Annotated in this window: 11 protein-coding genes; 9 read left to right on the forward strand and 2 right to left on the reverse strand. The window is 42.8% G+C overall.

Annotation, left to right across the window (positions count from 1 at the left end):
- Positions 1 to 7: 7 nt before the first annotated feature.
- Entirely contained in the window at positions 8 to 2,380 is a 2,373-nt protein-coding gene (locus HUW51_RS10025) for a TonB-dependent receptor (RefSeq protein WP_185273886.1), read from the reverse strand.
- Between the two features lie 670 nt (positions 2,381 to 3,050).
- Here HUW51_RS10025 and HUW51_RS10030 point away from each other — a divergent pair.
- From HUW51_RS10030 to HUW51_RS10065, 8 genes are all read left to right on the forward strand, one after another.
- The gene (locus tag HUW51_RS10030) at positions 3,051 to 6,107 is read left to right on the forward strand and encodes a SusC/RagA family TonB-linked outer membrane protein (RefSeq protein ID WP_185273888.1); all 3,057 of its coding nucleotides are present in this window, start codon (positions 3,051 to 3,053) and stop codon (positions 6,105 to 6,107) included.
- 66 nt (positions 6,108 to 6,173) lie between these two features.
- A complete protein-coding gene (locus tag HUW51_RS10035; RefSeq protein ID WP_185273890.1) occupies positions 6,174 to 7,655 on the forward strand; it encodes a RagB/SusD family nutrient uptake outer membrane protein in 1,482 nt (493 codons plus the stop codon).
- A 148-nt stretch (positions 7,656 to 7,803) separates the two neighbouring features.
- A complete protein-coding gene (locus HUW51_RS10040; RefSeq protein ID WP_185273892.1) occupies positions 7,804 to 11,139 on the forward strand; it encodes a VCBS repeat-containing protein in 3,336 nt (1,111 codons plus the stop codon).
- Positions 11,105 to 14,548, forward strand: coding sequence for a VCBS repeat-containing protein (locus tag HUW51_RS10045; RefSeq protein WP_185273894.1), 3,444 nt, complete (start codon positions 11,105 to 11,107; stop codon positions 14,546 to 14,548). The genes HUW51_RS10040 and HUW51_RS10045 overlap by 35 nt, the downstream gene beginning before the upstream one ends.
- Before the next feature lie 27 nt (positions 14,549 to 14,575).
- On the forward strand, positions 14,576 to 15,127 hold the full coding sequence (locus tag HUW51_RS10050; RefSeq protein ID WP_185273896.1) for a hypothetical protein: 552 nt from the start codon (positions 14,576 to 14,578) through the stop codon (positions 15,125 to 15,127).
- Between the two features lie 214 nt (positions 15,128 to 15,341).
- Entirely contained in the window at positions 15,342 to 16,700 is a 1,359-nt protein-coding gene (locus tag HUW51_RS10055) for a vanadium-dependent haloperoxidase (RefSeq protein WP_185273898.1), read from the forward strand.
- 365 nt (positions 16,701 to 17,065) lie between these two features.
- A complete protein-coding gene (locus tag HUW51_RS10060; protein WP_185273899.1) occupies positions 17,066 to 18,334 on the forward strand; it encodes a dicarboxylate/amino acid:cation symporter in 1,269 nt (422 codons plus the stop codon).
- 437 nt (positions 18,335 to 18,771) lie between these two features.
- Positions 18,772 to 21,648 (forward strand): T9SS type A sorting domain-containing protein, encoded by a 2,877-nt coding sequence (locus tag HUW51_RS10065; protein ID WP_185273901.1) that lies wholly within the window; start codon positions 18,772 to 18,774, stop codon positions 21,646 to 21,648.
- A gap of 38 nt (positions 21,649 to 21,686) precedes the next feature.
- Here HUW51_RS10065 and HUW51_RS10070 read toward each other — a convergent pair whose 3' ends face one another.
- Positions 21,687 to 23,246, reverse strand: coding sequence for a glycerol-3-phosphate dehydrogenase/oxidase (locus HUW51_RS10070; protein WP_185273903.1), 1,560 nt, complete (start codon positions 23,244 to 23,246; stop codon positions 21,687 to 21,689).
- 389 nt (positions 23,247 to 23,635) lie between these two features.
- Between HUW51_RS10070 and HUW51_RS10075 the strand changes: the two genes are divergently transcribed.
- The gene (locus tag HUW51_RS10075; RefSeq protein ID WP_185273905.1) at positions 23,636 to 24,976 is read left to right on the forward strand and encodes a PQQ-dependent sugar dehydrogenase; all 1,341 of its coding nucleotides are present in this window, start codon (positions 23,636 to 23,638) and stop codon (positions 24,974 to 24,976) included.
- The last annotated feature ends 77 nt before the right edge of the window (positions 24,977 to 25,053 follow it).

The following is a 25,053-nucleotide window of genomic DNA, read 5'->3' on the forward strand; positions in this document are numbered from 1 at the left end:
CGATTTTTTAAAAATTAAAATTCCAGGTGAGCGATGGGATAATGGTTCCGAAAACGGAAAGCTTATAAGATTTAGTTAAGCTTCTGTCGTTGGTAAAGTAAATAGAATACGGGTTTTTGCGGGCATACAGGTTATAAAACGAGACTACCCATAACTGATACTTTTCCTGGTTTTTTGTTTTGCGGGTGTCTTTGGTAAAAGAAACATCCAACCGGTGGTAATCTGGTATTCGGTCGGCGTTGCGGCGGGAGTAATTAACTACCGGTACTTCGTTTAAAATATATTTTCCATCGGGGTAAGTAGCTGGTCGGCCGGTAGTATAAACAAAATTGGTAGCCAGCGTCCAGCCTTTGCTTAAAAGGTATAACCCGGATAAAGCAAGGTTATGCGGCCGGTCGAAGGTAGCCGGAAAATAGTGGCCGTTATTTACTTGTTCTATAGCATAAGGCGTTTGCAAGGCTACCAACGACCGGGAAAAGGTATAACTCCCCTGGCCGGTTAAACGACCGGTATTTTTATGTACGCTTAGTTCTACGCCGTAAGCTTTGCCTTTGCCCGGTAACAAGTCGGTTTCAATGGTAGGGTTTAGCAACAAGCGGGCGCCGTTTTTGTATTCCACTAAACTTTGCATATCCTTGTAAAACCCTTCGATGCTGGTTTCCCAGGTATTATTTTTTAAATTTTTAAAAAATCCAATTCCTACCTGGTCGGCAATTTGCGGGGGGACATACCGGTCGCTCACCTTCCAGAAATCTACCGGCGAAATGGCCGTAGTATTAGATATTAAATGCAGGTACTGGCGGGTACGGTTGTAGTTTAGTTTAATAGCGGTTTTATCGTTAATGCCAATGCGTAAGGCTAGCCGCGGTTCCCAGCCGCCATAGGTTTTAATGCTTTGTCCTTTTCTAAAATGTAAGGTGTCCGAGATGGTTTCAGCGCTACGGGGTACGTTTTCTTCGTAAACATTTACCTGGCCGGCGCCTTTATTATTAAACCAGGAATACCGTAGCCCCATTTGCACCGAAACTTCTGGTAATAAATTCCATTGCTCGCTGAGGTAGGCGGCTTGTTCTACCCCAAATTCTTTTTCTAATTTTTGCGGATTAATGTTGGACTCCGAGCTGGCCGGTTTTATTTCTCCGGGACTTATTTGATACTGAATAACTGAGGCGCCCGCGTCTAGTTTATGACGGGGATTAGGCGTGTAGGAAAAATCTGCTTTAATTTCCTGGTGTTGGATAGCAGATGAAAGTTTAAAGCCATAATCCGCTTTTAAACCTTCGGTATTAAAGCCGTACTCGCTGTGAATTGCATTTATAGTAACAGCTATTTTATCGGATAATAAGCTATTCCACTGCCACGAAGCTGCGTTTGATTGCCAGGAATAAAGGGTATCTTCCGGAAATTTAAAATTATCGAAACTGCGGTATAAAGTAAGAGAGGTGAAATTTTTGTCGTTTACTTTATATTGTAGTTTACCATTGAAATCATAAAAAAAAGCTTTGTTTTTCTTGGTATCCCCCGGAAATGCCCGAATAATCCAGTTAGGGTAAGCTATGCGCCCGCCCACCAGAAAAGTTAATTTATTTTTTAAAATCGGGCCTTCCAGCAACAAACGGGTACTTATGGGGCTAATACCACCCGATAGCATAAGTTTTTCGGGATTACCCGGCCGCATTTTTAAAGTGAGCAACGAAGATAGTCGCCCGCCGTATTGAGCCGGAATGCCTCCTTTATATAACGAAACATCCTGAATAGCTTCCGGACTAACGCTGGCAAAAAAACCGAGCAAATGCGAGGTATTAAAAAGCGGCGCTCCTTCTAATAATATTAAGTTTTGATCTACGCGCCCGCCGCGCACGTTAAACCCGCCGGCGCCTTCGCCTACAGTAGTTACGCCGGGTTGCAGCATCAGCACTTTAATAATATCGCTTTCACCCAGAGCAACGGGTATTTTTTTAATGTCCAGCATATCCAGCTGAATTTTACTCATCTGAATACTTTTAATATTCTGGTCGGCAGCTTTGCCCGTAATGGTTAATTCATCCATTTGCTTGTTATCCTGCAACAAAGCCACATCCAGGCGGGTGTCTTGGCTTATTTGCACCTGCCGGGTTTGCGGCTGGTACCCCACCGAAGAAAAAGTAATTTGATAATTACCGGCGGGTAGCAATAAACTAAAATTACCTTGCTCGTTAGTGATGGCGCCTTTGCTGGTATTCTGCACTACAATATTAGCCGCCACTACAGGTTTTTGGGTTGCTTCATCCGTAAGGGTACCGGTTAGTTTAAATTGGGCAAACGCAGGTATGGTAACTAGCGCCAGAAATAAGTAAAAGCAAGCAAAAACCAGTAAATGCCGGTATTTAAATCCGTTCATGCGTATTGCGGTTAAACCTAACTTACCAGGAGGGATTTTTATATGCATAACGCTATATACCTTTATGTAAAAGCCTGCCGGAGTTAAGTTTAGAATTATTAATGAAACCGCAGGATGTTTTAAATCTATTTTAAGCTCTGAAAACAAAAGGGTTAATGCTGTGAACGGTTTAATGAGCTGTTATTATTTATCTGCTTTAAAGAAAAAGCCTGAAGCACTCATACTCACCAGAAAGCTCTCAAGTTAATGGTAAATAGCTAATTATGTACTTTTCTGTATTGTTTTAACCGGAATTTTTAAAATTTTTTACTTCCAGCAGCAACAAAATCTATTTTAAACTTGTAGCAGGAGCAAAATGTAAAAAGTACAATAACTAGTAAATGGTATATTGCCAGATTCCAGCAAATTCCAATACTTGGTATTTACTGATAACGTTACCGAAGCGAGAGTTTAAAAAATAAAATTTCTTATTCTAGCAATCCGATATAGTTTTATTGTTATTAAATATTTAGTTAAAAGGTGATAATTTTAAAAAATATTCAATGTATGTGAATCTATGTTTAATAAATTATATTTAATAAAATTATTGTTATAATTAGTTATATACTCAAGAACCATCTTCGTATATTTATAAAATTTATATTCTCTTAACAAAAACAAGCTTTTGTCTATGAAAAACGTTACTCAACGTTGGCAACGGAATAGTTGCTTACTTTTATTATTAGCACTAGGAAGCCCGGGGTATTCCAGTACGCTATTAAATCCTACCTACTCTTATCTAAAAGTTATTAATTGGGAGCTTACCGGTAAAGTTACCGATGAAAAAGGAGAGCCTATTCCGGGTGCTACCGTAGTTTTAAAAGGTTCTTCTGCAGGTGCCGCCACCGGGGCCGATGGTACCTTTACTCTATCGGTGCCGGAAACGGCGGGTACTCTGGTAATTTCGTTTATTGGTTATACTACTCAGGAAAAAGCGTTTACCGGACCAGGGGCAATTAATGTTACGCTTGCGGAAGATACCAAAACCTTACAGGAAGTAGTGGTAGTGGGTTACGGAACGCAGCAAAAGAAAGATGTAACCGGATCAGTAACCCAGGTTACAGCTAAGGAATTTAACTCTGGTGTAAATCCTAATCCGCTGCAAGCCATTCAAGGGAAAGTAGCCGGCTTGGTTATTACGCAACCTAACGGCGACCCTAACCAGAATCCTACCATCCGTTTAAGAGGTTATACTTCCCTGGCTGGGGGTAGCGATCCGCTTTACGTGGTAGATGGAATTATTGGCGTGCCTATCAACAGTATTTCTCCAACCGATATTGAAACCATGGACGTGCTGAAAGATGCCTCCGCATCGGCTATTTATGGTTCCCGGGCTGCAAATGGGGTAATTATTATTACTACTAAAAGAGGTAAAGCCGGTACTACCAGCGTTAGTTTCAACAACTATGTAGCCGCTGATATTATCTCTAATCGGCTCGACTTGTTAGATGCGAATGCTTACCGGGAACAAGTAGCTAAAATTAAAGGCGAGGGTTCCTTAAATGATAACTTACGTTTTCCTAAGGATCCCAGCGGACAAGGTTATAACACCGATTGGTTTGATCAAATCAGCCGCACCGGTATGACGAATAACCATGACCTGTCTATTATGGGTGGTAGCGAAGCTTTTTCTTACCGGGGCTCTATTAACTATATTAAACGGGAAGGGGTAATTAAAAATACGGGCTTCAACCGCTTAACCGGTAGAATTAACTTAGACCAAAAAGCGCTGAATAACCGCTTAAATGTGCAGTATAGCTTATCTTATACGCAAACCGACCAGGAAAACCGGAACGATAATATTATTGCCCGGGCTACCTTGTTTTTACCTACTTTGCCTGTTAAAAACCCAGACGGTTCTTACTACGAAATTCCCGGAACGCAAGACCTTTACAATCCGGTGGCGATGCTGAATAATTACCAGAATAATGATTTTAAACGGGTAATGATTGGCGCTATGAACATTAAATACGAAGTGCTGGATGGTTTTGTAGTGGGCGTAAACGGGGCCTTAAAAAATGACAATACGGTAAATAGCCAGGCTTATAACCGAAACGTATTGGCTTATACTTCTAACCAAGGTAATACTTCCCGCAACTTGTATCAAACCAATAATAAGTTATTAGAAATTACCGGTTCTTATACCAAGTCATTAGGTGGCGTAAACAACTTTAATGTTTTAGGTGGTTATTCTTACCAAGATAACGTGGATGATGGTTTTGGTGCCAATAACAACAACTATATCAGTGGTTTATATGAGCAGTTTGGTTATAACAACTTATCAGGTGGTCGGGGTACTTTATTATCTGGCCGTTCGGATTATGCTACTTCTTACCGCAACCGCACTACCCTGGTATCTTTCTTTGGCCGGGCAACTGTGAATTTACAAGACAAATATAACCTGACTGCCACCGTGCGTCAGGATGGTAGCTCTAAGTTCGGGGCTAATAACAAATGGGCGGTTTTCCCTTCCTTTGCCGCCGGATGGACTATTTCTAACGAAAGCTTCCTGCAAGGCAACAAAGCGCTTAGTTATTTAAAATTGCGGGCTGGCTGGGGACAAACCGGTAACTCCGAAGGTATTTCTCCTTATCAGTCTTTATTCTTGTATGGCCGCCAAGGAACTTATTATGATGGTAGCATTGGCGATTTTGTACCGGGTTATGCCGTTACGCAAAATAGTAACCCTAACCTGAAATGGGAAATTATTCAGCAAGCTAACATCGGTATCGACTTTACTTTATTCGGACGGATAAACGGTACTGTGGATGTGTACGACAAGCGTACCAAAGACATGTTGTATAACTACAACGTACCTTCTAACGGACAGTACTTTGTAAATACCATTACCGCTAACGTAGGCGAAATGAGTAATAAAGGGATTGAGTTGTCTTTAAGCTCCGACATTGTTAAAACCGATAACTTCTCCTGGAATGCCCGGATTGTAGGTACTGCTTACAAAAACAACATTGAAAGCTTACAGAACGACATGTTTGACGTAGGTATTATCCGGTACAATGAGTTTGGTGGACGGGGATTATCGGATGTGTTTGCTTCGCAGCTGCGGGAAGGTCATCCACTGGGAGAGTTTTTTATCCCTAAATTTGAAGGCTTTAGCACCGATGGTAAAGTTTTAATGGAAGGCCAAGACGGAACTCCAACTACTGATTATACTAAAGCCAAGTTATACGAAGCCGGCGTAGCCCAACCTCGTTTATCTGCTTCGTTTATAAATACTTTCCAGCATGGTAATTTTGACTTAAACTTCCAGTTGCGCGGGGTATTTGGTAACAAAATCATGAACAACCTGCGTTCTAACTTAACCATTCCGGGTAGTATCCTGGAAAGTAACCAGCTTACCGAAATTGCTAACTACCAAACGAACTATAGCGCCAACCAATTATCTGATTTATGGCTGGAAAGTGGCGCCTTTGTTCGGTTAGATAATTTCCAGTTAGGTTACAATGTTCCTGTTAATGCTAAAATTGTTAAAAATGCCCGCGTGTATTTTGGCGGTAATAACTTATTTGTAATTACAAAATACAAAGGCATTGACCCTGAATTAGAAGTACGCGGCGACTTACGGGATAATGGCAGAAGCCAACGGCCTAACACCCTTGGTTTAGATAATACCGGTATTTATCCAAAAACCAGATCTTTCCAGTTGGGTGTAAACTTAACTTTCTAGAACTAACTATTAAGAATCCGGCACATACATATTTCTTTGATTCATAAAAAATTAAAAAATACTCAGATGAATAAATATATTAAACCTTTACTTTTCGCTGGTTCGGCACTTGGGCTGCTATTTGTCCAATCCTGTACCGATCTGGACGAAGAAGTAAGTGATCAGCTTTCGCAGGATGCTTTTGGGAATAATCCCGAGCAACTTAGCGCATTAATCGGGCCGCTTTACGGCGAATTGGGCGGTTACTTCGACCGGTATCAGCAGCTTAATGCTACTACCGATGAACAAATTGTACCTACCCGCGGTGGTGACTGGAAAGATGGCGATGCCTGGAAACGCCTTTACCAGCATACCTGGAACCCATCGCAGGACGATGGTGCCTTTAACGGGCTCTGGACCTGGGTTTACAATAACTCTACTGCTATTAACCGGCAATTAGCTAACCCGGCCATTACCGATAAAGCCACTATTGCGGAATTAAAAACCCTGCGGGCATTTTACCATTACATCGCTATGGATCATTTTGGCAACGTAATTATTGCCGAAACGGTAGGTACCGAAAGCCCGGAGCAAAAATCCAGAGCCGAAGTATATGCCTGGGTAGAAAAAGAATTGCTGGCCGCTTTACCAGATTTACCGGAAACAGTAGGTGCGGTGCAGTACGGCCGGATGAACAAGTATGTAGCCAACATGATTTTAGCGAAGCTGTACCTAAACGCGCAAGTATATACCGGTACACCCCAGTGGGCTAAAGTTATTGAGCAAACCGATTTGATAATCAACTCGGGTAAATACCAGATGGCTACCGACTTTTTATCTAATTTCAGTATCACTAACCAAACTTCGCCTGAAATTATTCTGGCTACGCCTTTCGATAAAAGTAAACGGGGTGGCATGAATATTCAGATGCGGACGCTGCATTATTTAAACCAGCAAACGTATAACATTGGTACTGCTCCCTGGAATGGTTACGCTACTTTAGCTGAGTTTTATAACTCCTTCGAAGATAAAGACGTGCGTAAAAAAATGTGGATTGTGGGCCAGCAGTATAAAGCCGATGGTACGCCGCTGTTAGACGATGGCCAGCCTTTAGCTTTTACTCCCGAAATTCCAGCCTTTGAAATGCCAGCCGGCCCTGTAGCCCGGGCCGCCGGGGTAAGAAGCCAGAAGTACGAAATTCAAAGAAATAACCCAAACACCGACCAGGACAATGACTTTGTTATCTTCCGTTTAGGCGATGTTTACCTTATGCGGGGCGAAGCTCGTTTCCGGAATGGGGATCTGGCCGGAGCTCTGGAAGATTTTAACTTTATCCGGGAATTAAGAGGCGTAGATCCGTTTACAACGCTTAATGAAGATATGATTTTAGCGGAGCGTGGCCGCGAACTCGCCTGGGAGTATCACCGCCGGCAAGATTTAATTCGTTTCGGAAAATATACTGCCGCCAGAAGGTTTAAGGAGCAATCAGAAGATTTTAGAAATTTGTTCCCGATACCAACCAGCCAGATTTCATTAAATCCGAAGCTGAAACAAAATCCGGGTTATTAATTCTAATAAAACAATTTAGAAAAGCAAGCTCGGGAACGGGCTTGCTTTTTTTATATTCATTAAAATCTTTACTGTTTAATAATTACGGTCTAGGGCTTATTTTACTTGTAAGTTTTAATTACATTTATAGACTGTTTGAATTACGCGTATGCGCAAAATTTTAATTTTTGTTTTTCTTACTCTGCTGGGGTGTCGCGATAAAAGTCAAAATTCCGAATCTAACCCGAAAACGCCCACCGATCCTCTGTTTGAAACTTTATCTCCGCAACAAACCAATATTTATTTTACCAACCAGGTAACTGACGATAAAGAGTTTAATATTTTTAATTATCGCAATTTTTATAACGGCGGTGGCGTAGCCCTCGGTGATGTAAATAATGATGGGTTGTCCGATGTTTTCCTGATTTCGAACATGCAGGAAAATAAATTATTCCTGAACAAAGGAAACTTTACCTTTCAAGATATAACGGTAGAGGCCGGGGTAGCTGGTAAACGGGCCTGGAGTACCGGGGCTACTTTTGCCGATGTAAATGGCGATGGCCTGATAGATATATACGTGTGCAATTCCGGTAACCGAAGCCAGGACGACCGCGCGAATGAATTGTATATCTGCACGGGCTTATCTGATAAAGGCATTCCTACTTATACCGAAAAAGCGGATGAATATAGATTAAATGATAAGGGCTACTCTACCCACGCCGCTTTTTTTGATTATGACCGCGACGGCGACTTAGATATGTTTTTGCTGAATAACAGCTTTATTCCGGTGGGGCGCCTGCAGTACAGCAATTTGCGCGAACAGCGCGACTCGCTGGGTGGGCATAAGTTTTTCCGGAACGATGGTGCACGCTTTACCGATGTAAGCGAAGAAGCTGGTATTTACGGCAGCATTATTGGTTTTGGCTTGGGCATTACGGTAGGCGATGTAAATAACGATAATTGGCTGGATATTTACATTTCTAACGATTTTTACGAGCACGATTACCTATACATCAATAACAAAAATGGTACTTTCACGGAATCGTCGAAAGATTGGATGCAGCACCAGAGCTTATCATCTATGGGGGCCGATATAGCGGACATTAACAACGACGGTAACCTGGATATTTTTGTAACGGATATGCTGCCCGGCAACGACCGCCGCCTGAAAACCATGTTTACTACCGATAGTTATGAGCTGTTTCAACTAAAACTTTCCCGCGATTTTCATTACCAGTACTTACAGAATATGTTGCACCTGAATAACGGCGATGGTGCTTTTAACGAAGTGGCCCGTTTAGCCGGGGTGCAGGCCACCGATTGGAGTTGGGGCGCTTTGCTCTTTGACATGGACAATGATGGCCTGAAAGATATATTCGTCGCCAATGGTATTGCCAAAGATATTACCGATCAGGATTTTGTAAATTTTTTAGCCGACGAAAATAATATGCGGCAAATGGCGGCCGGTAAAAAATTTAATTTTAAAGAATTTCTAGATAAGATACCGGCTACTCCTATTCCGAACTACGCTTTTAAAAATTACGGAAATTTAAAATTTAAAAATCACTCCTTTGATTGGGGCTTAGGCGAACCGAGTTTCTCTAATGGGGCGGCTTACGGCGATTTAGATAACGATGGCGATTTAGATCTGGTAGTAAATAATGTAAATACCCCGGTTTCTATTTTTCGTAACCAAACTACCGAAAAATTAAAAAATGCCTTTTTACGGGTAAAGTTAAAAGGCCCGGATAAAAACCCGAATGGCGTAGGAGCTAAGGTTTATATATATCAAAAAGACAAAAAAATATACCAGCAGCAAATCCCCAATCGAGGCTTTGAGTCATCCGTAGATCCGGTTTTAGTTTTTGGCCTGGGTAAAACGGCTGCCATCGATTCGGTACGTATTATCTGGCCCGATGATAAAATGCAGGTTTTGCCGCAGGTAAAATCTAACCAAGACTTATTGCTCGATTATAAACAGGCTAACCAAACGTATAAATTTAAAAATACACCGGTTAAGAAAACTTTTACCGATGTAACCGACCAAGTAAAGCTCAACTACCAGCACGTAGAAAGCAATTTTGTAGATTATAACCGCGACGGCTTATTAAAGCAAATGCTCTCGACACAAGGCCCCGCCTTAGCTACCGGCGACGTAAACGGGGATGGCCTGGAAGATGTGTTTGTAGGGGGGGCAGCTGGTTCTGCGAAAAAACTTTACATTCAACAAAAGAACGGTACTTTCACGGATAAATCGCCGGTTGCTTTTAAAGCCGATAGTATCTACGAAGATGTAGACGCTGTTTTCTTTGACGCCGACAACGACCAGGATCTGGATTTGTATGTAGTAACCGGAAGCAACGAATTTGAAGCGAATGCGCCGGAACTGCTGGACCGGTTTTACCGGAATGATGGTAAAGGTAATTTTACCCGGGATGATCGTTTGCCCAATATTGCCGAAAATGGTTCCTGCGTAGCCGCCGCAGATTTTGACCTGGACGGCGACATAGATTTGTTTATTGGCAGCCGCATGATTTCGGGCAAATACGGCTACGACCCACCGAGCTTTTTGTATATAAACGACGGAAGCGGAAATTTTAAAAATTATACCAAACGCTACTTGCCCAAAAATGAATTGGGCATGGTTACCGACGCTGTCTGGGCCGATGTAGACGGCGATAAATATCCGGAGTTAATTGTAGTGGGCGATTGGATGTCCGTTGAAATTTATAAAAACAATAAAGGCCGCCAGTTATTAAACAGTAAACCAGCCGAATTTAAAAATTTAACAGGCTGGTGGAATACCATTAAAGCTGCCGATGTAGATGGCGATGGCGATGTAGACTTTATCTTGGGTAACGCCGGTAGAAACAGCCGCATTACGGCTACCGCCCAGCAACCTGCCGAATTATACGCCGGTGATTTCGATAAAAATGGTTCGGTAGAACAGATTATATCGTGTTATTCCGAAGATGGGAAAAGCTACCCCATGGTTCTGAAACACGATTTACAAAAACAGGTGCCCGGCATTAAAAAGAAATTTATTAAGTACGCCAACTTCGCTAATAAACAAGTAACTGATATTTTCTCGGAAGAAGATTTACAAGATGCCATTGTAAAAAAAGTTGCCAACCCCAATACTACCATCCTGATTAACAACGGAAATTTTAAATTTTTACCCAAAGCTTTACCCATCGAAGCACAATTTTCTCCTATTTACGGCATCGAAACCTTAGATTATAACCACGATGGGATTACCGATTTGCTGCTAACCGGTAACTTTTTTGATGTACTCCCGGAACTTGGCCGTTACGATGCTAATTTGGGTTTAATGCTGCAAGGCTTGGGCAAAGGCAACTTTAGCGCGGTACCCCCGCAAAAATCCGGATTACATGTGAAAGGACAGGTGCGCCGTTCCCAAATTATAACAGGAGCCAACGGCCAGCCACTTCTTATTTTAGCTAAAAACAATGACAAATTACAAGTATATCGTTACCAAAAATAACATTTCATTTACCATTTTCGGAGCATTGTTTAGTGTGTTGTGCCTGTTTGCGGCGTGCACCAATACTAAAAAAAACACACCCGCCGGTAAACCGCTTTTTCAGGCATTAGATTCTGCCAAAACCCACGTTACGTTTGCCAATAATTTAAAAGAAACAGATGATCTTAATATTCTGGATTACCTGTACTTCTATAATGGGGCCGGCGTAGCTGCCGGCGACTTAAATAAAGATGGGCTAACAGATTTGTTTTTTGTCTCAAACCAGGGCAAAAACCAGTTATACTTAAATAAAGGCAATTTCCAGTTTCAGGATATTTCGGAGCAGGCCGGAATTGGCGGATTTGCCGATTGGAAAACCGGCGTTACTATGGTGGATATAAACGGCGATGGCTGGCTCGATATTTACGTGAGTGCCGTGGGTAATTTTAAAGGCCTGGAAGGGGCGAACGAGTTGTACATTAATAATGGCGCCGAACCTGATGGAAGCGTAACGTTTACCGAAAAAGCCGCCGATTATGGTTTAGATTTTACTGGTTTTGCCACCCAGGCCGCCTTTTTTGATTACGACCACGATGGCGATTTAGACGTGTATTTATTGAACCATGCGGTACATACCTCGCGCAGCTACGACCGGGTTTCTACGCGCCATTTACGCAACAACGAAGCTGGAGATTATCTTTTAGAAAACCAATTAATTTCAGGTGGTAAAGTTGCTCCTTCAAACAAGCCGGTAAAATTTAAAGATGTGAGCCAAAAGGCCGGTATTTACGGCGCCGCCATGGGCTACGGCTTAGGCATTGTGGTGGGCGATTATAACAACGATGGCTGGGAAGATATTTACGTAACCAACGATTTTCACGAAGATGATTATTATTACCTGAACAATGGCGACGGCACTTTTACCGAAAGTGTTAAAAATCATTTTCAACATTTAAGCCGGTTTTCGATGGGTTGCGATGCCGCCGACATGAACAACGACGGCTACCCGGATATTATGACTCTGGATATGTATCCGGAAGATGAAAAAATTGAAAAATCATCGTTGGGCGAAGATTCTTACGACATTTACCAGTATAAACTTCAGTTTGGTTACCATAACCAATACAGCCGTAATTGCTTGCAGTTAAATATGGTGGGTCAGAAGTTTTCCGAAATAGGTTTAATGGCCGGTGTAGCCGCCACCGACTGGAGCTGGAGCACGCTGCTGGCTGACTACGATAATGATGGGATCAAAGATATTTTTGTAACCAACGGCATTGTGCACCGCCCGAATAACCTGGATTATGTGAAGTTTGCTTCTGATGATTCGCTGCGCTATGCTATGAAAACATCCAGCAGTCTCAATCAAAAAGCCATCAGTATGATGCCGGAAGGGAAAGTGCATAATTACATATACCGTGGTACCAGCAGTCTGCGCTTTCAGGATGAATCGACGAATTGGGGATTTGCCGAACCAAATATTTCTAATGGGGCCGTTTACGCCGATCTGGATAACGACGGCGATTTAGATTTAATTACGAATAACATTAATGCGCCTGCCAGCATTTACCAAAACCAAAGCGACAAATTAAGCAAGCACCATTTTTTAAAAATTAAGCTGCAAGGCGAACAACTAAATACCTACGGGCTGGGAGCGAAGGTGTTTGTAAAGCACGCTGGCCAATTGCAATACCAGCAACTTACACCAACCCGCGGGTTTTTATCTTCGGTAGAGCCCGTTTTAAATTTTGGCTTAGGCAAAGCCTCCCAAGCCGATACTGTGATTGTGATCTGGCCGAACCAAAAAGTGCAAGTCAAAACCAATGTAAAGGCGAACGCTACCCTAAATTTAAAACAAGCCGAGGCCCAGGAAGAAGCCACCAGGTACTACGCGCAATTATTCCCGAAAACGCCGCCGGTTTTTGAAGATATTACAAAAACGACGGGCATCGATTATAAACATCAGGAAAATAACTACCTCGATTTTTACCGCGAAAGTTTAATGCCGTTCCAGGTTTCTACCGAAGGGCCTAAGCTGGCAGTAGGCGATGTAAACCAAGATGGGTTAGATGATTTTTACGTGGGCGGCGGCAAATGGCAGGCCGGTAAATTGTTTGTGCAGCAGAAAAACGGAAAGTTTCTGGCCACTAACCAGGCGCTTTTTCAGGCTGATTCTACTTTTGAAGACGTGGATGCCGCTTTGTTTGATGCTGATAAAGACGGCGATTTAGATTTATACGTGGTAAGTGGCGGCAACGAGTTTTACGGCAAAATGCCTGAGCAATTCGACCGGTTATATCTGAACGATGGGAAAGGAACATTCACCAAAAGCGCCAACCTGCCGCCCATGTACGATAATAAAAGTTGCGTGAAAGTAGCTGATTATGACCAAGATGGCGACTTAGATCTTTTTGTCGGCGGGCGTGTGGTGGGCTATCAATATGGTAATTCGCCGCATTCGTACTTGCTTATTAATAACGGTCAGGGAAAGTTCAGCGACCAAACCGCGCAGTTGGCTCCGGCTCTTCAGCAAGCCGGCATGATTACCGATGCTGCCTGGGCTGATTACGACCAGGACGGCGATTTAGATTTAATTGTGGTGGGCGATTACATGCCCATCCGCATTTTTGAAAATCAGAAGAACCGCTTAGTAGAAACTACCGCTCCGAACGGTTTGGCGCAAACCAATGGCTTGTGGCAAACTATTCAGGCCGCCGATTTTGATAAAGACGGCGATCTGGATTTTGTAGTGGGCAACCTGGGAACTAACACCAAGCTGCGCAAACAGCCCGATACCAAACTGCGGCTGTACGTAAAAGACCTCGACGGTAACCAAACCCTCGATCATATTCTGGCTTATAGTTTAGGCGATAAATGGTTTCCTGTAGCCACCAAAGACGAAATGGGCAAGCAGATGCCGTTCATCAATAAAAAGTTTACCAACTACAAAGAATTTCCGGGTAAAACCATTGAAGAAATATTTGACAAAGACGAATTGAAAGAAGCTAAAGTATTAGAAGTAAATCAGTTTGAGTCGGTGTATTTAGAAAATAACGGTAAAAAACAGTTTAAAGTAGTGCCTTTGCCCCTGGAGGCCCAGGTTTCTAAAATTTTTACTTTTTACCCCACCGATGTTAATCAGGACGGGAATTTAGACGTTTTACTGGGCGGTAATTTTTACGGGGTGAGCATGTACCAGGGCCGCTACGATGCCAGTTACGGGTTAATGTTACAGGGCAACGGCAAAGGCGCCTTTAAGCCGGTAATGCCTACCAGCAGCGGTTTTCTGCTTAACGGCGAAGTTAGGGATATTAAAACTTTAAAAACGGCTACTGGTCTTATTTATCTGGTTTCCCGCAACAATGCTCCTTTGCAAGTATTTCGCCCAAAAAATTCTGCTGGCTCGGTAAATGCTCTGGTTAGTAAGTAGAGTATTATTTAGTTACAGGTAGTCAGGATGAAGTACGCCTCCATTATAGCCTTATTTTACTTCTGTTTAGTTTCGTGTACGCCTAAACCAGAAGAATATTTTATTAAAAGAATATTGGTGGGGCAAAGAACGATTGACACAATTAAAGTTATTGTTGAAAAAAAAATCCAGGCAAATAGCATTCTTTTTTCTTATAAAACTGCTTTTGATACTGTTTCTTATAGGATTGATAAAAAAGCTAAAACAAAATTAAAGTTAGTTAGCCCTTATTTTGATGCAGATACCATTCACCTTGTAAAAGAATATTTCATTAAAATAGGAAGCAAAAATTATAAAATAGATCATTTTACGGCCTCCAATGGAGCAATAGATAGTGGCGTCGAATTCTATTGGAATGAAGATTTAGGAATGTTCTTTACTCGTGGCAGAACATGGCGGAATTACTCTATTTTACAATCTACCAATGAAAACAAGAATAAAGTTATCTGGGAAATAATTAAAAAAGTTTACCCTCCGATTAATGATCAACTGCTCTATTTGGAACAATTAAAGGAAGAAGGTTTAATTATAGAAAGATAAAGTTGCAGTTATTAAGGTAAAGAACTTAAGCGTTATCATTCTAATATTTCTTACTCTTTTCTCAATTACTTAAATTGCTACTAAGCAAAGCAGTTTTTTAAATTTTTATCAATTTAACCTTTGTTATTTATTTAGTATCTTTAATAAAATATACCAATGCCGCCTTTGCCAGAACTGAGGTAATTTCTGGTGAAAGCGCATTGTTTTTCTTGTGATGCGTCTATTTAAATTTATTTTAGTTGCCCTTGTTTTACTAGTCGGAGTAAGTTGCCAGAAAAAAAAGGCTGACGAAGCTACGCTGGCCAATCCGGATGTGATGCATACTACCGTGCGGAAGCTAACCGACGTAATGGTGCACGATATTTTTTCGCCGCCTGTAGCCAGTCGCATTTACGCTTACGCCAATATTGCGGCTTACGAAGCTTTGGTGCCGGGGCATCCGGATTACCAATCGTTAGCCGGGCAATTAAAAAATTTAAAAAATTTACCGCAACCAGCGCCCAATCAGGAATATTGCTACCCCTTGGCTAGTTTGCGCGCTTTCTTAACGGTGGGCCGTACCTTAACATTTTCCGGCGACAAAATAGATGAATTTGAACCCTTGGTTTACCAAAAATACAAAGAAGCCGGCCTAAACGAAGAAGTGTATAACCGTTCTATGGCGTTTGGCGAAGCCGTAGGTAAAACTATATTGGAATGGGCCAACGAAGATGGTTACCGCCAAACCCGCGGCCAGCGTTATACCGTGGTTACCGACCCCGGAAAATGGCAACCTACGCCGCCCGCTTACATGGATGCCGTAGAACCTTTCTGGTACAAAATCCGGCCGTTTGCTTTAGACTCCTGCAGCCAATTTAAACCGGCAGTGCCCAGCAAATTTGATGTAAGTAAAAACAGCGATTTTTATAAAGAAGTAATGCAGGTATACGATGCCGGTATAAACCTTACCGAAGAACAACGGGCCATTGCTTCTTTCTGGGATTGTAATCCGTTTGTGATGCATAACACGGGCCACGTGATGTACGCTACCAAAAAAATTAGCCCGGGCGGCCATTGGGTTAATATTGCCGCGGTAGCCGCTAAAAAGTCGAAAGCCGATTTTATGAAAACCGTAGAAACGTATACGCTGGTATCGGTGGCGGTGGCCGATGGCTTTATATCGTGCTGGGACGAAAAATACCGCAGCGCCCTCATCCGGCCCGAAACTGTTATTAACACCTACATCGATAAAGATTGGGTACCCTTACTGCAAACTCCGCCTTTTCCGGAGTATCCGAGTGGGCATAGCGTTATTTCTACAGCGGCAGCGGTTGCGCTTACCGAATTATACGGCGACAACTTTGCTTACACCGACTCTACCGAAATAGTATTTGGGTTGCCTCCCCGCCAATTTAAGTCGTTTCACCAGGCCGCCGAAGAAGCAGCCGTTAGCCGGTTGTACGGCGGTATTCATTACATACCATCCATTACAAACGGCCAAACCGAAGGCCGGCAGGTAGGAGAATTGGTGGTAAACAAAATTAAAACCCGGAAAGCAGATAATACCCGGAAAGAAATTGCCCGCGCCGAATAGCCAAAATTTTAATTTTTAAAAATTTGATTTTTTAACCGGCCGGAATATGGGATCCGGTATAAATTGCATTGCCAAGAATCAACCAACTTACTATATAAATAGGCAAAGGCGTCGCATGTTTTACGTGGTAACTTCCTGTTCCAGCCCTTCGCCTTATTACAACCCCATTTTTAAAAAAATTTAAAAAATAAGATTTTGCAGAAGTAGCCACCTGGTTTACAAGCCTGGTAATTGATTTAATCCGGTGTGGTGAAGCAAAAGGCAAGAATCAACCTTTCTATTTCTTTTTTCTAAAGCCCAAATTTAAACTTGTGGGAAGTTTCGGGTAATTCTGTTTATCTTTTAAGCGAAAATAGAAAAATTTTATGCGCTTACTTTACCGCAACCTTACTTTCCAGGTTTTACTCGCGATTGCCTTAGGTATTCTTACGGGTGTACTTTTTCCGGAAACGGCGGCCCAACTCCGGCCCATCAGCGAGATTTTTATTAACCTGATTAAAATGGTTATTGCGCCCATTATTTTTTTAACCATTGTGCTGGGCATCGGCAACATGGGAAATTTAAAAAAAGTAGGTCGGGTTGGCGGCAAAGCGCTGTTGTATTTTGAGGTGGTAACTACGTTTGCTTTAATAATTGGTGTAGTAGCCGCTAATTCTTTAAAACCGGGCCACGGTATTAATCTGGCAGCTCTGGCTAAAGGCGACATTAGTACCTACACCAAACAAGCCGCCGAAATTAATTGGGTCGAATATTTCATGCACATTATTCCGTCCAGCGTTGTCGATGCTTTTGCCAAAGGCGATATTTTACAAGTTTTGTTTTTCTCGGTGTTGTTTGGGGTGGCTTTAACCAAAGTAGGCGAAGCTGGTCGTTCTATTATCGCGGTTTTCGAAAAACTGGCGGCGGTATTTTTTCGGGTGCTGGCTATTATCATGAAACTGGCACCGCTGGGCGCTTTTGGCGGCATGGCTTTTACCATTGGCAAATACGGCATAGATACTTTATTGCCTTTAGGTAAACTCATGCTTACGGTTTACCTTACCATGTTCCTGTTTATTTTTGTGGTGCTCAACCTGATTATGGCTTATTATAAAGTCAGCCTGTGGCAATATTTAAAATTTATTAAAGAAGAACTGCTGCTGGTACTGGGTACTTCTTCTTCAGAGTCGGCGTTGCCGCAGCTCATGCGCAAACTGGAAAAAATGGGTTGCTCGAAACCGGTAGTGGGCTTAGTAGTGCCTACGGGCTATTCTTTTAACCTCGATGGTACGAGTATTTATCTGAGTATTGCGGTTATTTTTCTGGCGCAGGTTTTTGATATTAACCTCACGCTGGCCCAGGAAGCCACCATTATTGCCATTCTGATGCTTACCTCCAAAGGGGCCGCCGGTATTACCGGCAGTGGTTTTATTGTGCTGGCATCTACCATTACAGCTACCAAAATTATTCCGGTAGAAGGGCTAGCTTTGCTGCTCGGTGTAGACCGGTTTATGTCCGAAGCGCGGGCCATCACCAATATTATCGGCAACGGGGTAGCTACTATTGTAATTGCCAAAAGCGAAAACGAGTTTAACACCACTAAACAACAACTGGCATTTTCGGGCGTAGTAACGGAGGAAGAAGTGCTGGTTTAATGTGTTAATTTAAGTAAGTAGCTTTCGAAGCTACTTTTGAATTAAGTTAATTATTAAATATTTAAAAATTATTGAGTTAGTAGCTGTATTTGTTCAAAATAGCCTTGCTTTGGATGATAGAATTACTTACTTTAAAACTACAGAACTGATAGCCAGTATTATACCCTTAAGTGTAATTTTTTAAATTCCTGGTAAATATCTAATCTGCTGGTACCAGCAAGCAGTTACGCGTAAGCTTACCTGAGTAATTGCCTGTTATTATGTCTATTTCCTGCTTTTATTTTAAAAATATAGGCGGTTTACTCCAAAGCTGCTTTAGTTACCTTCCGTGTTTTACTTCTTAACATCATTTTATGGTACCGCCTTACCTTTCTGTAACTGTTATTTTACCTAGATATTATGGCTGGTTTACAAAAGCTAGTCTGCTGTTATTAATAATGAGTAGTATTTGCTCTACGGTAATAGCGCAAACTCTTGAATGGCAACAAAGCATATCCGCCCAGTACGCTGGCCCCCAGCCTATTATTGCCACCCCGGATGGCGGGTATTTAATAGCCAGCCCCGGGGTTCGGGTTATTCGTTTTACTAAAATCAGCAAAGATGGAAAATCTCTTTGGCAGAAAACGGTGGCCAGTAGTAATGGAGCTATGACTACCTTAATTGCTACCCACGATAACGGCTACCTAATAGGCGGCAATTTCAATAACAATTATTGGGTATTGAAAATCAACCAAAACTGGGCAAAAGTGTGGGAAAAAACTTTTGGCGGCGATAGCACCGAAACCCTCTCGAGCTTGATAGCTGATGAAAACGGTAATTTTTTATTAGGCGGTACTTCTTACTCGGGTAAAAGCGGCGATAAAACGCAACCCCGAAAAGGATATTCGGATTATTGGATAGTTAAAATAAATAAGAACGGCCAGAAACTTTGGGATAACTCTTTTGGCGGAGTTATCCGGCCAGCGCTCACTTATTATTATGGCCCGGATGGCGAACCACAAGCCGATACCATTACTACCGGCCATTCTTATTTTAAGACAATGCTAGCTACTCCCGATGGTAATTACGTATTAGGCGGTTCTACCAACTCTTTTGCCGGTAACGATAACACAAGCAGTAACCCGATTACCGAAGAATATCCTACCTGGTCTAGCTGGGACAATTGGATCATAAAAATAGACCCGGCGGGCCGTAAAATATGGGATAAAGCATACGGTACCGGCAGTTATGTTCCCGCTTTTGCCACCATGATCTTAACACCCGACAAGGGCTTATTGCTGGGGGCAACCGAGTATTACGACAATAATAATTCTGAATTTGGTTCTTACTACGCAGTATCAAAGATTTCGAATACCGGAGATTTTCTCTGGCGTAATTCGTACGGCAGTCCTGTTGGTTTTAATAAGGAACTCACCACTTTGTTAAATACTCCGGATGGCGGTTACCTGATTGGCGGGCAGTCGTCGGATGATGGCTCGGAATGGGGCGATAAAAGTGAGCCTAGCCGAGGGCTCGACGATTATTGGGTTATTAAGGTAACTAGCCAGGGCAATAGAGTTTGGGATAAAACCATTGGGGGCGATGGCCATGATAACCTAACAACTTTGTTTACTACCCCGAATAATGGCTATTTACTAGCCGGGCTTTCTTTCTCGGAAATAAGCGGCGATAAAACCGTTGACCTGAAAGACACCACTGATTTTTGGTTAGTAAAAATAAAAGAAAATAATCCGCTTACTACAACCTGGGATCTGCGCTACGGAGCCCCCGGCAACGAAAATTTAACAACGCTCATTGAAACTCCCGATGGCGGCTTTTTAGCGGGCGGGTACACTAACTCAGACGTGAGCGGCGATAAGGCCCAACTTAGCCAGGGCAAAAACGATTACTGGGTGGTAAAAAGTGATAAGTACAACCGAAAAATTTGGGAGTACCGGTATGGGGGCACCCAGGACGATTATTTAAACCGGATTCTTCGAACCAAAGACGGCGGTTACCTTTTAGCCGGTTCTTCCCGCTCGGGCATTGGTGGGGATAAAACCCAAGCAAGCCGCGGCGACCGCGATTACTGGATTGTGAAAATAAATAACGCCGGCGAAAAACAATGGGATAAACGCTTTGGCGGCTCAGGTTACGATGAACTTAAAAAAGTAATTCAGCTTACCACTGGCGAGTTTATCCTGGCGGGTTACAGTAACTCTCCGGCCAGTGGCGATAAAAGCCAGGGAAGCCAAGGAGGAACTGACTTCTGGCTCGTTAAAGTCAGTGCTACGGGTACCAAAATCTGGGATAAACGCTACGGCGGCAATTTAAATGAAACGCTAACGGGAATTGTAGAAACAGCAGATAAAGGTTATTTGCTCGGAGGTAGTTCCGTATCGGGTAAAAGCGGCGATAAAAGCCAGGTGAGCCAAGGCGGTAGCGACTTTTGGTTGATCCGGGTAGATAAAAACGGTGAAAAAATCTGGGACAAAACGTACGGTGGCGGCGGCCAGGACGAGGCTTATGCTTTAGGCCGAAATGGGAAAGAATTTTTTATCTCCGGACAAAGTGATTCTCCGGCGGGCGGGGATAAAACCCGGGGAACACAAGGAGGTTTAGACTTCTGGTTTTTGAAGCTAACCAGTACCGGCGAAAAAGTGTGGGATAAACGCTTTGGGGGTAGCCAAAATGATGAACTACGGGCCAGTATTCAGACCCAAGATGGCGGGTACTTGTTAGCCGGTAAATCGTTCTCGGGCAAGAGTGGTAACAAGACGCAAGAAAGCCGGGGAGATAGTGATTATTGGATCGTAAAAACAGATAAAGACGGCATGTACCAGTGGGATAAACGTTTTGGCGGCAGTGGCGCCGAAGAGCTCCGGGTTGTTACGCAAACCCCGGATGGTGGTTTGCTTTTGGGTGGAAAGTCTGATTCTGGGGTAAGCGGCGATAGAACGCAGTTTAGTCAGGGTGGTATGGATTATTGGCTAGTTAAAGTGGCTCTGGAAGCTAAAGCAATCGTTGCCACCCGAAAATCTGACTTGTCAGAAAAAACAAGTACCCAAACAGAACAAATTATTTTAAAAATTTCTCCTAATCCGGTGTTTAATAAAACAATGGTAAGTTTTGCCTTACCCCAAACTCAAATGGCCGCTGTAAAAGTATATAATAGCCAAGGTCACGAGGTTGCCATCTTGTTTCAGCAAGAAGTAAAGGCAAATAAAAATTACCAGGTAGAGTGGCAAACCAGTAACAATACCAGCGGCATATACATCCTACAATTACAAACCCCGGTAAAACACCTGCAGCAAAAACTGCTTTTAATAAAATAACTTCTGCTAAAAAGGAAAAATTTAAAAAATCAGGAAGGTTACTTTAATAAGTAATTACGGGCTAGTTTCGTGTATTCCTGCACTTGTTGGTGTTGCCAGGTTTCGGGTAAGTTTAGTTCCTGGGCCATCAGGCGGACAGTTTCGGGTGCCATCCGGATGCTTTCCTGGGCATCCAGCAACAACGCTCTAACGCGTCGGGCCAAAAAATCTTCCACGGTGCGCGCCATTTCTTCTCTAACCGCCCAAATTACCTGCGCTTTTAAAATTCCTAAGGAAGTGCTTAGATATGCTCCTAATTCGGGTTGCTCGGCTATTAACTTTTGAATAAGTACAGCATCGGTACCATAGTTACTTAGCTGGTTTGATGGATCAGGTTCTGCTGCCGCATGAATTTTTAAATTATGGGTTACCGATGGCTGGTGCGGCCAGTTAGCGGTAGTTTCTATTTGGTCTATAGCTTCTTCTGCCATTTTGCGGAAGGTAGTCCATTTACCGCCCAAGATAGAAACTAAGCCTGATGAGGACACCATAATTTTATGACTGCGCGATACCTCTTTGGTGCGTTGCGAGTTTTGGTTTACTGCCGCCAAAGGCCGCAAACCAGCAAATATACTCCGCACATCTGTCCGTTGGGGTGCCCGGGTTAAGTATTGACCAGCCGTTTTTAAAATAAATTCAATTTCGCTTTCCAGCGCCTGAGGTTCCAACGAAGCTTCCGCAATTGGGGTATCGGTGGTGCCCACAATTACTTTGCCGTACCAGGGTACCAAAAATAAAACCCGGCCATCTTCGGTTTTAGGAACCATTAAGGCATGGTTGCCGGGCAAAAAATCTTTATCCAGTACCAAATGCACACCTTGGCTGGGCCGAATGCTAGGGGCATTGCCCGGGTTATCTAATCTTAAAATCTGATCGGTAAAAACCCCCGTCGCATTTAATACCATTTTGCATTGCAAAGTATACGCCTGGTGGTTTTCGGAATCATATGCTTGTATCCCATTTATTTTACCCGCCGCATCTTTCAGCAGGTTAGTTACGGCCATGTAATTAATGGCGTAACCGCCTTGCTCAAAAGCCGTTTGCAAAACATTTATGGCTAGCCGCGAATCATCGAATTGCCCGTCGTGGTACAATACGCCACCCCGTAAATTCTCGGGTTTAATAGTTGGTAAATGGGCGATGGTGGCAGCTTTAGAAATAGCCACCGAGGCGCCCATACTCAGTTTACCGGCTAAAAAATCGTATAATTTTAAACCTATTGTGTACCAGGGTCGGCCCCACCAGGTATAACTTGGTATTATAAAGATTTGATTTTTAACTAAATGCGGTGCGTTTCGGTACAATAATCCCCGTTCCATACTGGCTTCGCGCACTAATTTTACATCACCTTGCGCCAGGTAACGCACCCCGCCGTGTACCAATTTGGTACTTTTACTAGAAGTCGATTTTGTAAAATCCGATTGTTCCAGCAATAAAGCTTTGTAACCCCGCGAGGCTGCTTCCAGCAAAGCGCCAATACCGGTAGCCCCACCGCCAATAATTACTAAATCCCAGGTAATGTTGCTTTTAATAATTTCTAAAACGGAATCTCTGTCCATTATTTATTTTGTAGAGGTGTAGTAGCGCAAGGCAATTTAAAGTATTTACTAACGCAAATTTAGTTTGATTCTGCAACAGCCTGCATAGTTACTGATAAGGAATATAAGAATAAAGGTTTATTCTGAAAATAGTAAAGAACCGTGCTTACCCAAAGAGAACCAATTAATGCCAGGTAGTTTTTGCCTGACCGAAAAGAAAATTTTTTAAAAATTTAAGCAATAAACCCCAGCTTCGGAAAACTTTTAACAGGCAAACATTTTTTCTGTTTTTTAGCAACCTGCCAAAAATAATAACGAAAACCAAGAATTAGGAGTAACATCTATAACTTGAATCTGTTTACATTTTTACAGATTGGTAAAGAACTAAAAATTAATTTATTATTCTTATTATGAAGAAAGTGCAATTAGTAGAATGTAGTTTTTTATTGGCGCTTGCCTTGGGGGCGTGTAACTCCAAACCGCAAACAGAAAATAGCACCACCAGCGCCACCGAAACTACCGATTCAACGGCTACCACCGCCGCCAACGATACCTTACCTAAACCTTTTGCTACCCCACCAACTGCCAAAAACAGCAAAGTAATTGGTTGGCCGGCCGGTAAAATGCCGCAGGCGCCCGATGGTTTTACGGTTACTAAATTTGCCGAAAAAATGCGCAACCCGCGTTGGATTTACGTAGCGCCCAACGGCGATATTTTAGTGGCCGAAGCAAGCACCGAAGAAAGTATTTTTAAAAAAGTACAAAACGTAGGTACCGGTAAAAGCGAAAAAGTAAATACTGGCGGCAGTGCCAATCGGATTACGCTGTTCCGGGATACCAACCAGGATGGAAAACCCGAGGTACATAAAACGTTTCTGGAAAATTTAAATCAGCCTTTGGGCATGTTAATTTTAAACAATGCCTTTTACGTAGCCAACACCGATGGCCTTTGGAAGTATCCTTACAAAGAAGGTCAGGACCAGATTACCGGTAAAGGCGAAAAGATTTTGGATTTACCCGCTGGCGGCTACAATAACCACTGGACCCGTAATATTATTGCCAACAGCGATGGTTCTAAAATTTATATTTCGGTAGGATCGGGCAGTAACGTAGCCGAAAATGGTTTAGATAATGAAAAACGCCGGGCAAATATCCTGGAAATAAACCCCGATGGTTCCGGCGAACGCGTGTATGGCAGCGGTTTACGAAACCCGGTTGGGATGGATTGGGCACCCGGCACAAAAACCTTATACACCGTAGTAAACGAACGCGATAATTTAGGCGACGACTTAGTACCTGATTATTTAACCAGCGTAAAAGATGGCGGGTTTTACGGTTGGCCGTTTGCCTACTGGGGACCTCACCCCGACCCCCGTATGGAAAAAGAACAACAACCCGACATGGTAAAGAAAACCATTGTACCGGATGTAGCTTTGGGATCGCACACGGCTAGTTTGGGTTTAACTTTTTACGATGGTAAAACTTTTCCGGAGAAATACCGCAATGGCGCTTTCGTAGGGCAACACGGTTCCTGGAACCGCTCAGAATTTGTGGGGTATAAAGTGGTATTTGTACCGTTTAAAGATGGCAAACCGGCCGGTAAACCCGAAAGCTTTTTAACAGGCTTTATTGCCGATGCCGCTAAAAGCGAAGTGTACGGTCGTCCGGTAGGTTTAGCCGTGTTGCCCAGTGGTGCTTTGTTGGTAGCCGATGATGCCGCTAATACCATCTGGCACGTGCAGGCTAAGTAAACAGCACAAGTAGGAATATAGATATTAGATGTTGGATATTGGATGTTAGAGTTGCAAGAAATTATTCCGCTAAAATT

This window comes from Adhaeribacter swui, assembly GCF_014217805.1.
Taxonomy (GTDB): domain Bacteria; phylum Bacteroidota; class Bacteroidia; order Cytophagales; family Hymenobacteraceae; genus Adhaeribacter; species Adhaeribacter swui.

What these genes read in the sequence shown, in the direction of transcription:
- HUW51_RS10025 (WP_185273886.1), bottom strand. Translation starts at nt 2,380, where the DNA reads ATGAACGGATTTAAATACCGGCATTTACTGGTTTTTGCTTGCTTTTAC.
- HUW51_RS10030 (WP_185273888.1), top strand. Translation starts at nt 3,051, where the DNA reads ATGAAAAACGTTACTCAACGTTGGCAACGGAATAGTTGCTTACTTTTA.
- HUW51_RS10035 (WP_185273890.1), top strand. Translation starts at nt 6,174, where the DNA reads ATGAATAAATATATTAAACCTTTACTTTTCGCTGGTTCGGCACTTGGG.
- HUW51_RS10040 (WP_185273892.1), top strand. Translation starts at nt 7,804, where the DNA reads ATGCGCAAAATTTTAATTTTTGTTTTTCTTACTCTGCTGGGGTGTCGC.
- HUW51_RS10045 (WP_185273894.1), top strand. Translation starts at nt 11,105, where the DNA reads ATGACAAATTACAAGTATATCGTTACCAAAAATAACATTTCATTTACC.
- HUW51_RS10050 (WP_185273896.1), top strand. Translation starts at nt 14,576, where the DNA reads ATGAAGTACGCCTCCATTATAGCCTTATTTTACTTCTGTTTAGTTTCG.
- HUW51_RS10055 (WP_185273898.1), top strand. Translation starts at nt 15,342, where the DNA reads ATGCGTCTATTTAAATTTATTTTAGTTGCCCTTGTTTTACTAGTCGGA.
- HUW51_RS10060 (WP_185273899.1), top strand. Translation starts at nt 17,066, where the DNA reads ATGCGCTTACTTTACCGCAACCTTACTTTCCAGGTTTTACTCGCGATT.
- HUW51_RS10065 (WP_185273901.1), top strand. Translation starts at nt 18,772, where the DNA reads ATGAGTAGTATTTGCTCTACGGTAATAGCGCAAACTCTTGAATGGCAA.
- HUW51_RS10070 (WP_185273903.1), bottom strand. Translation starts at nt 23,246, where the DNA reads ATGGACAGAGATTCCGTTTTAGAAATTATTAAAAGCAACATTACCTGG.
- HUW51_RS10075 (WP_185273905.1), top strand. Translation starts at nt 23,636, where the DNA reads ATGAAGAAAGTGCAATTAGTAGAATGTAGTTTTTTATTGGCGCTTGCC.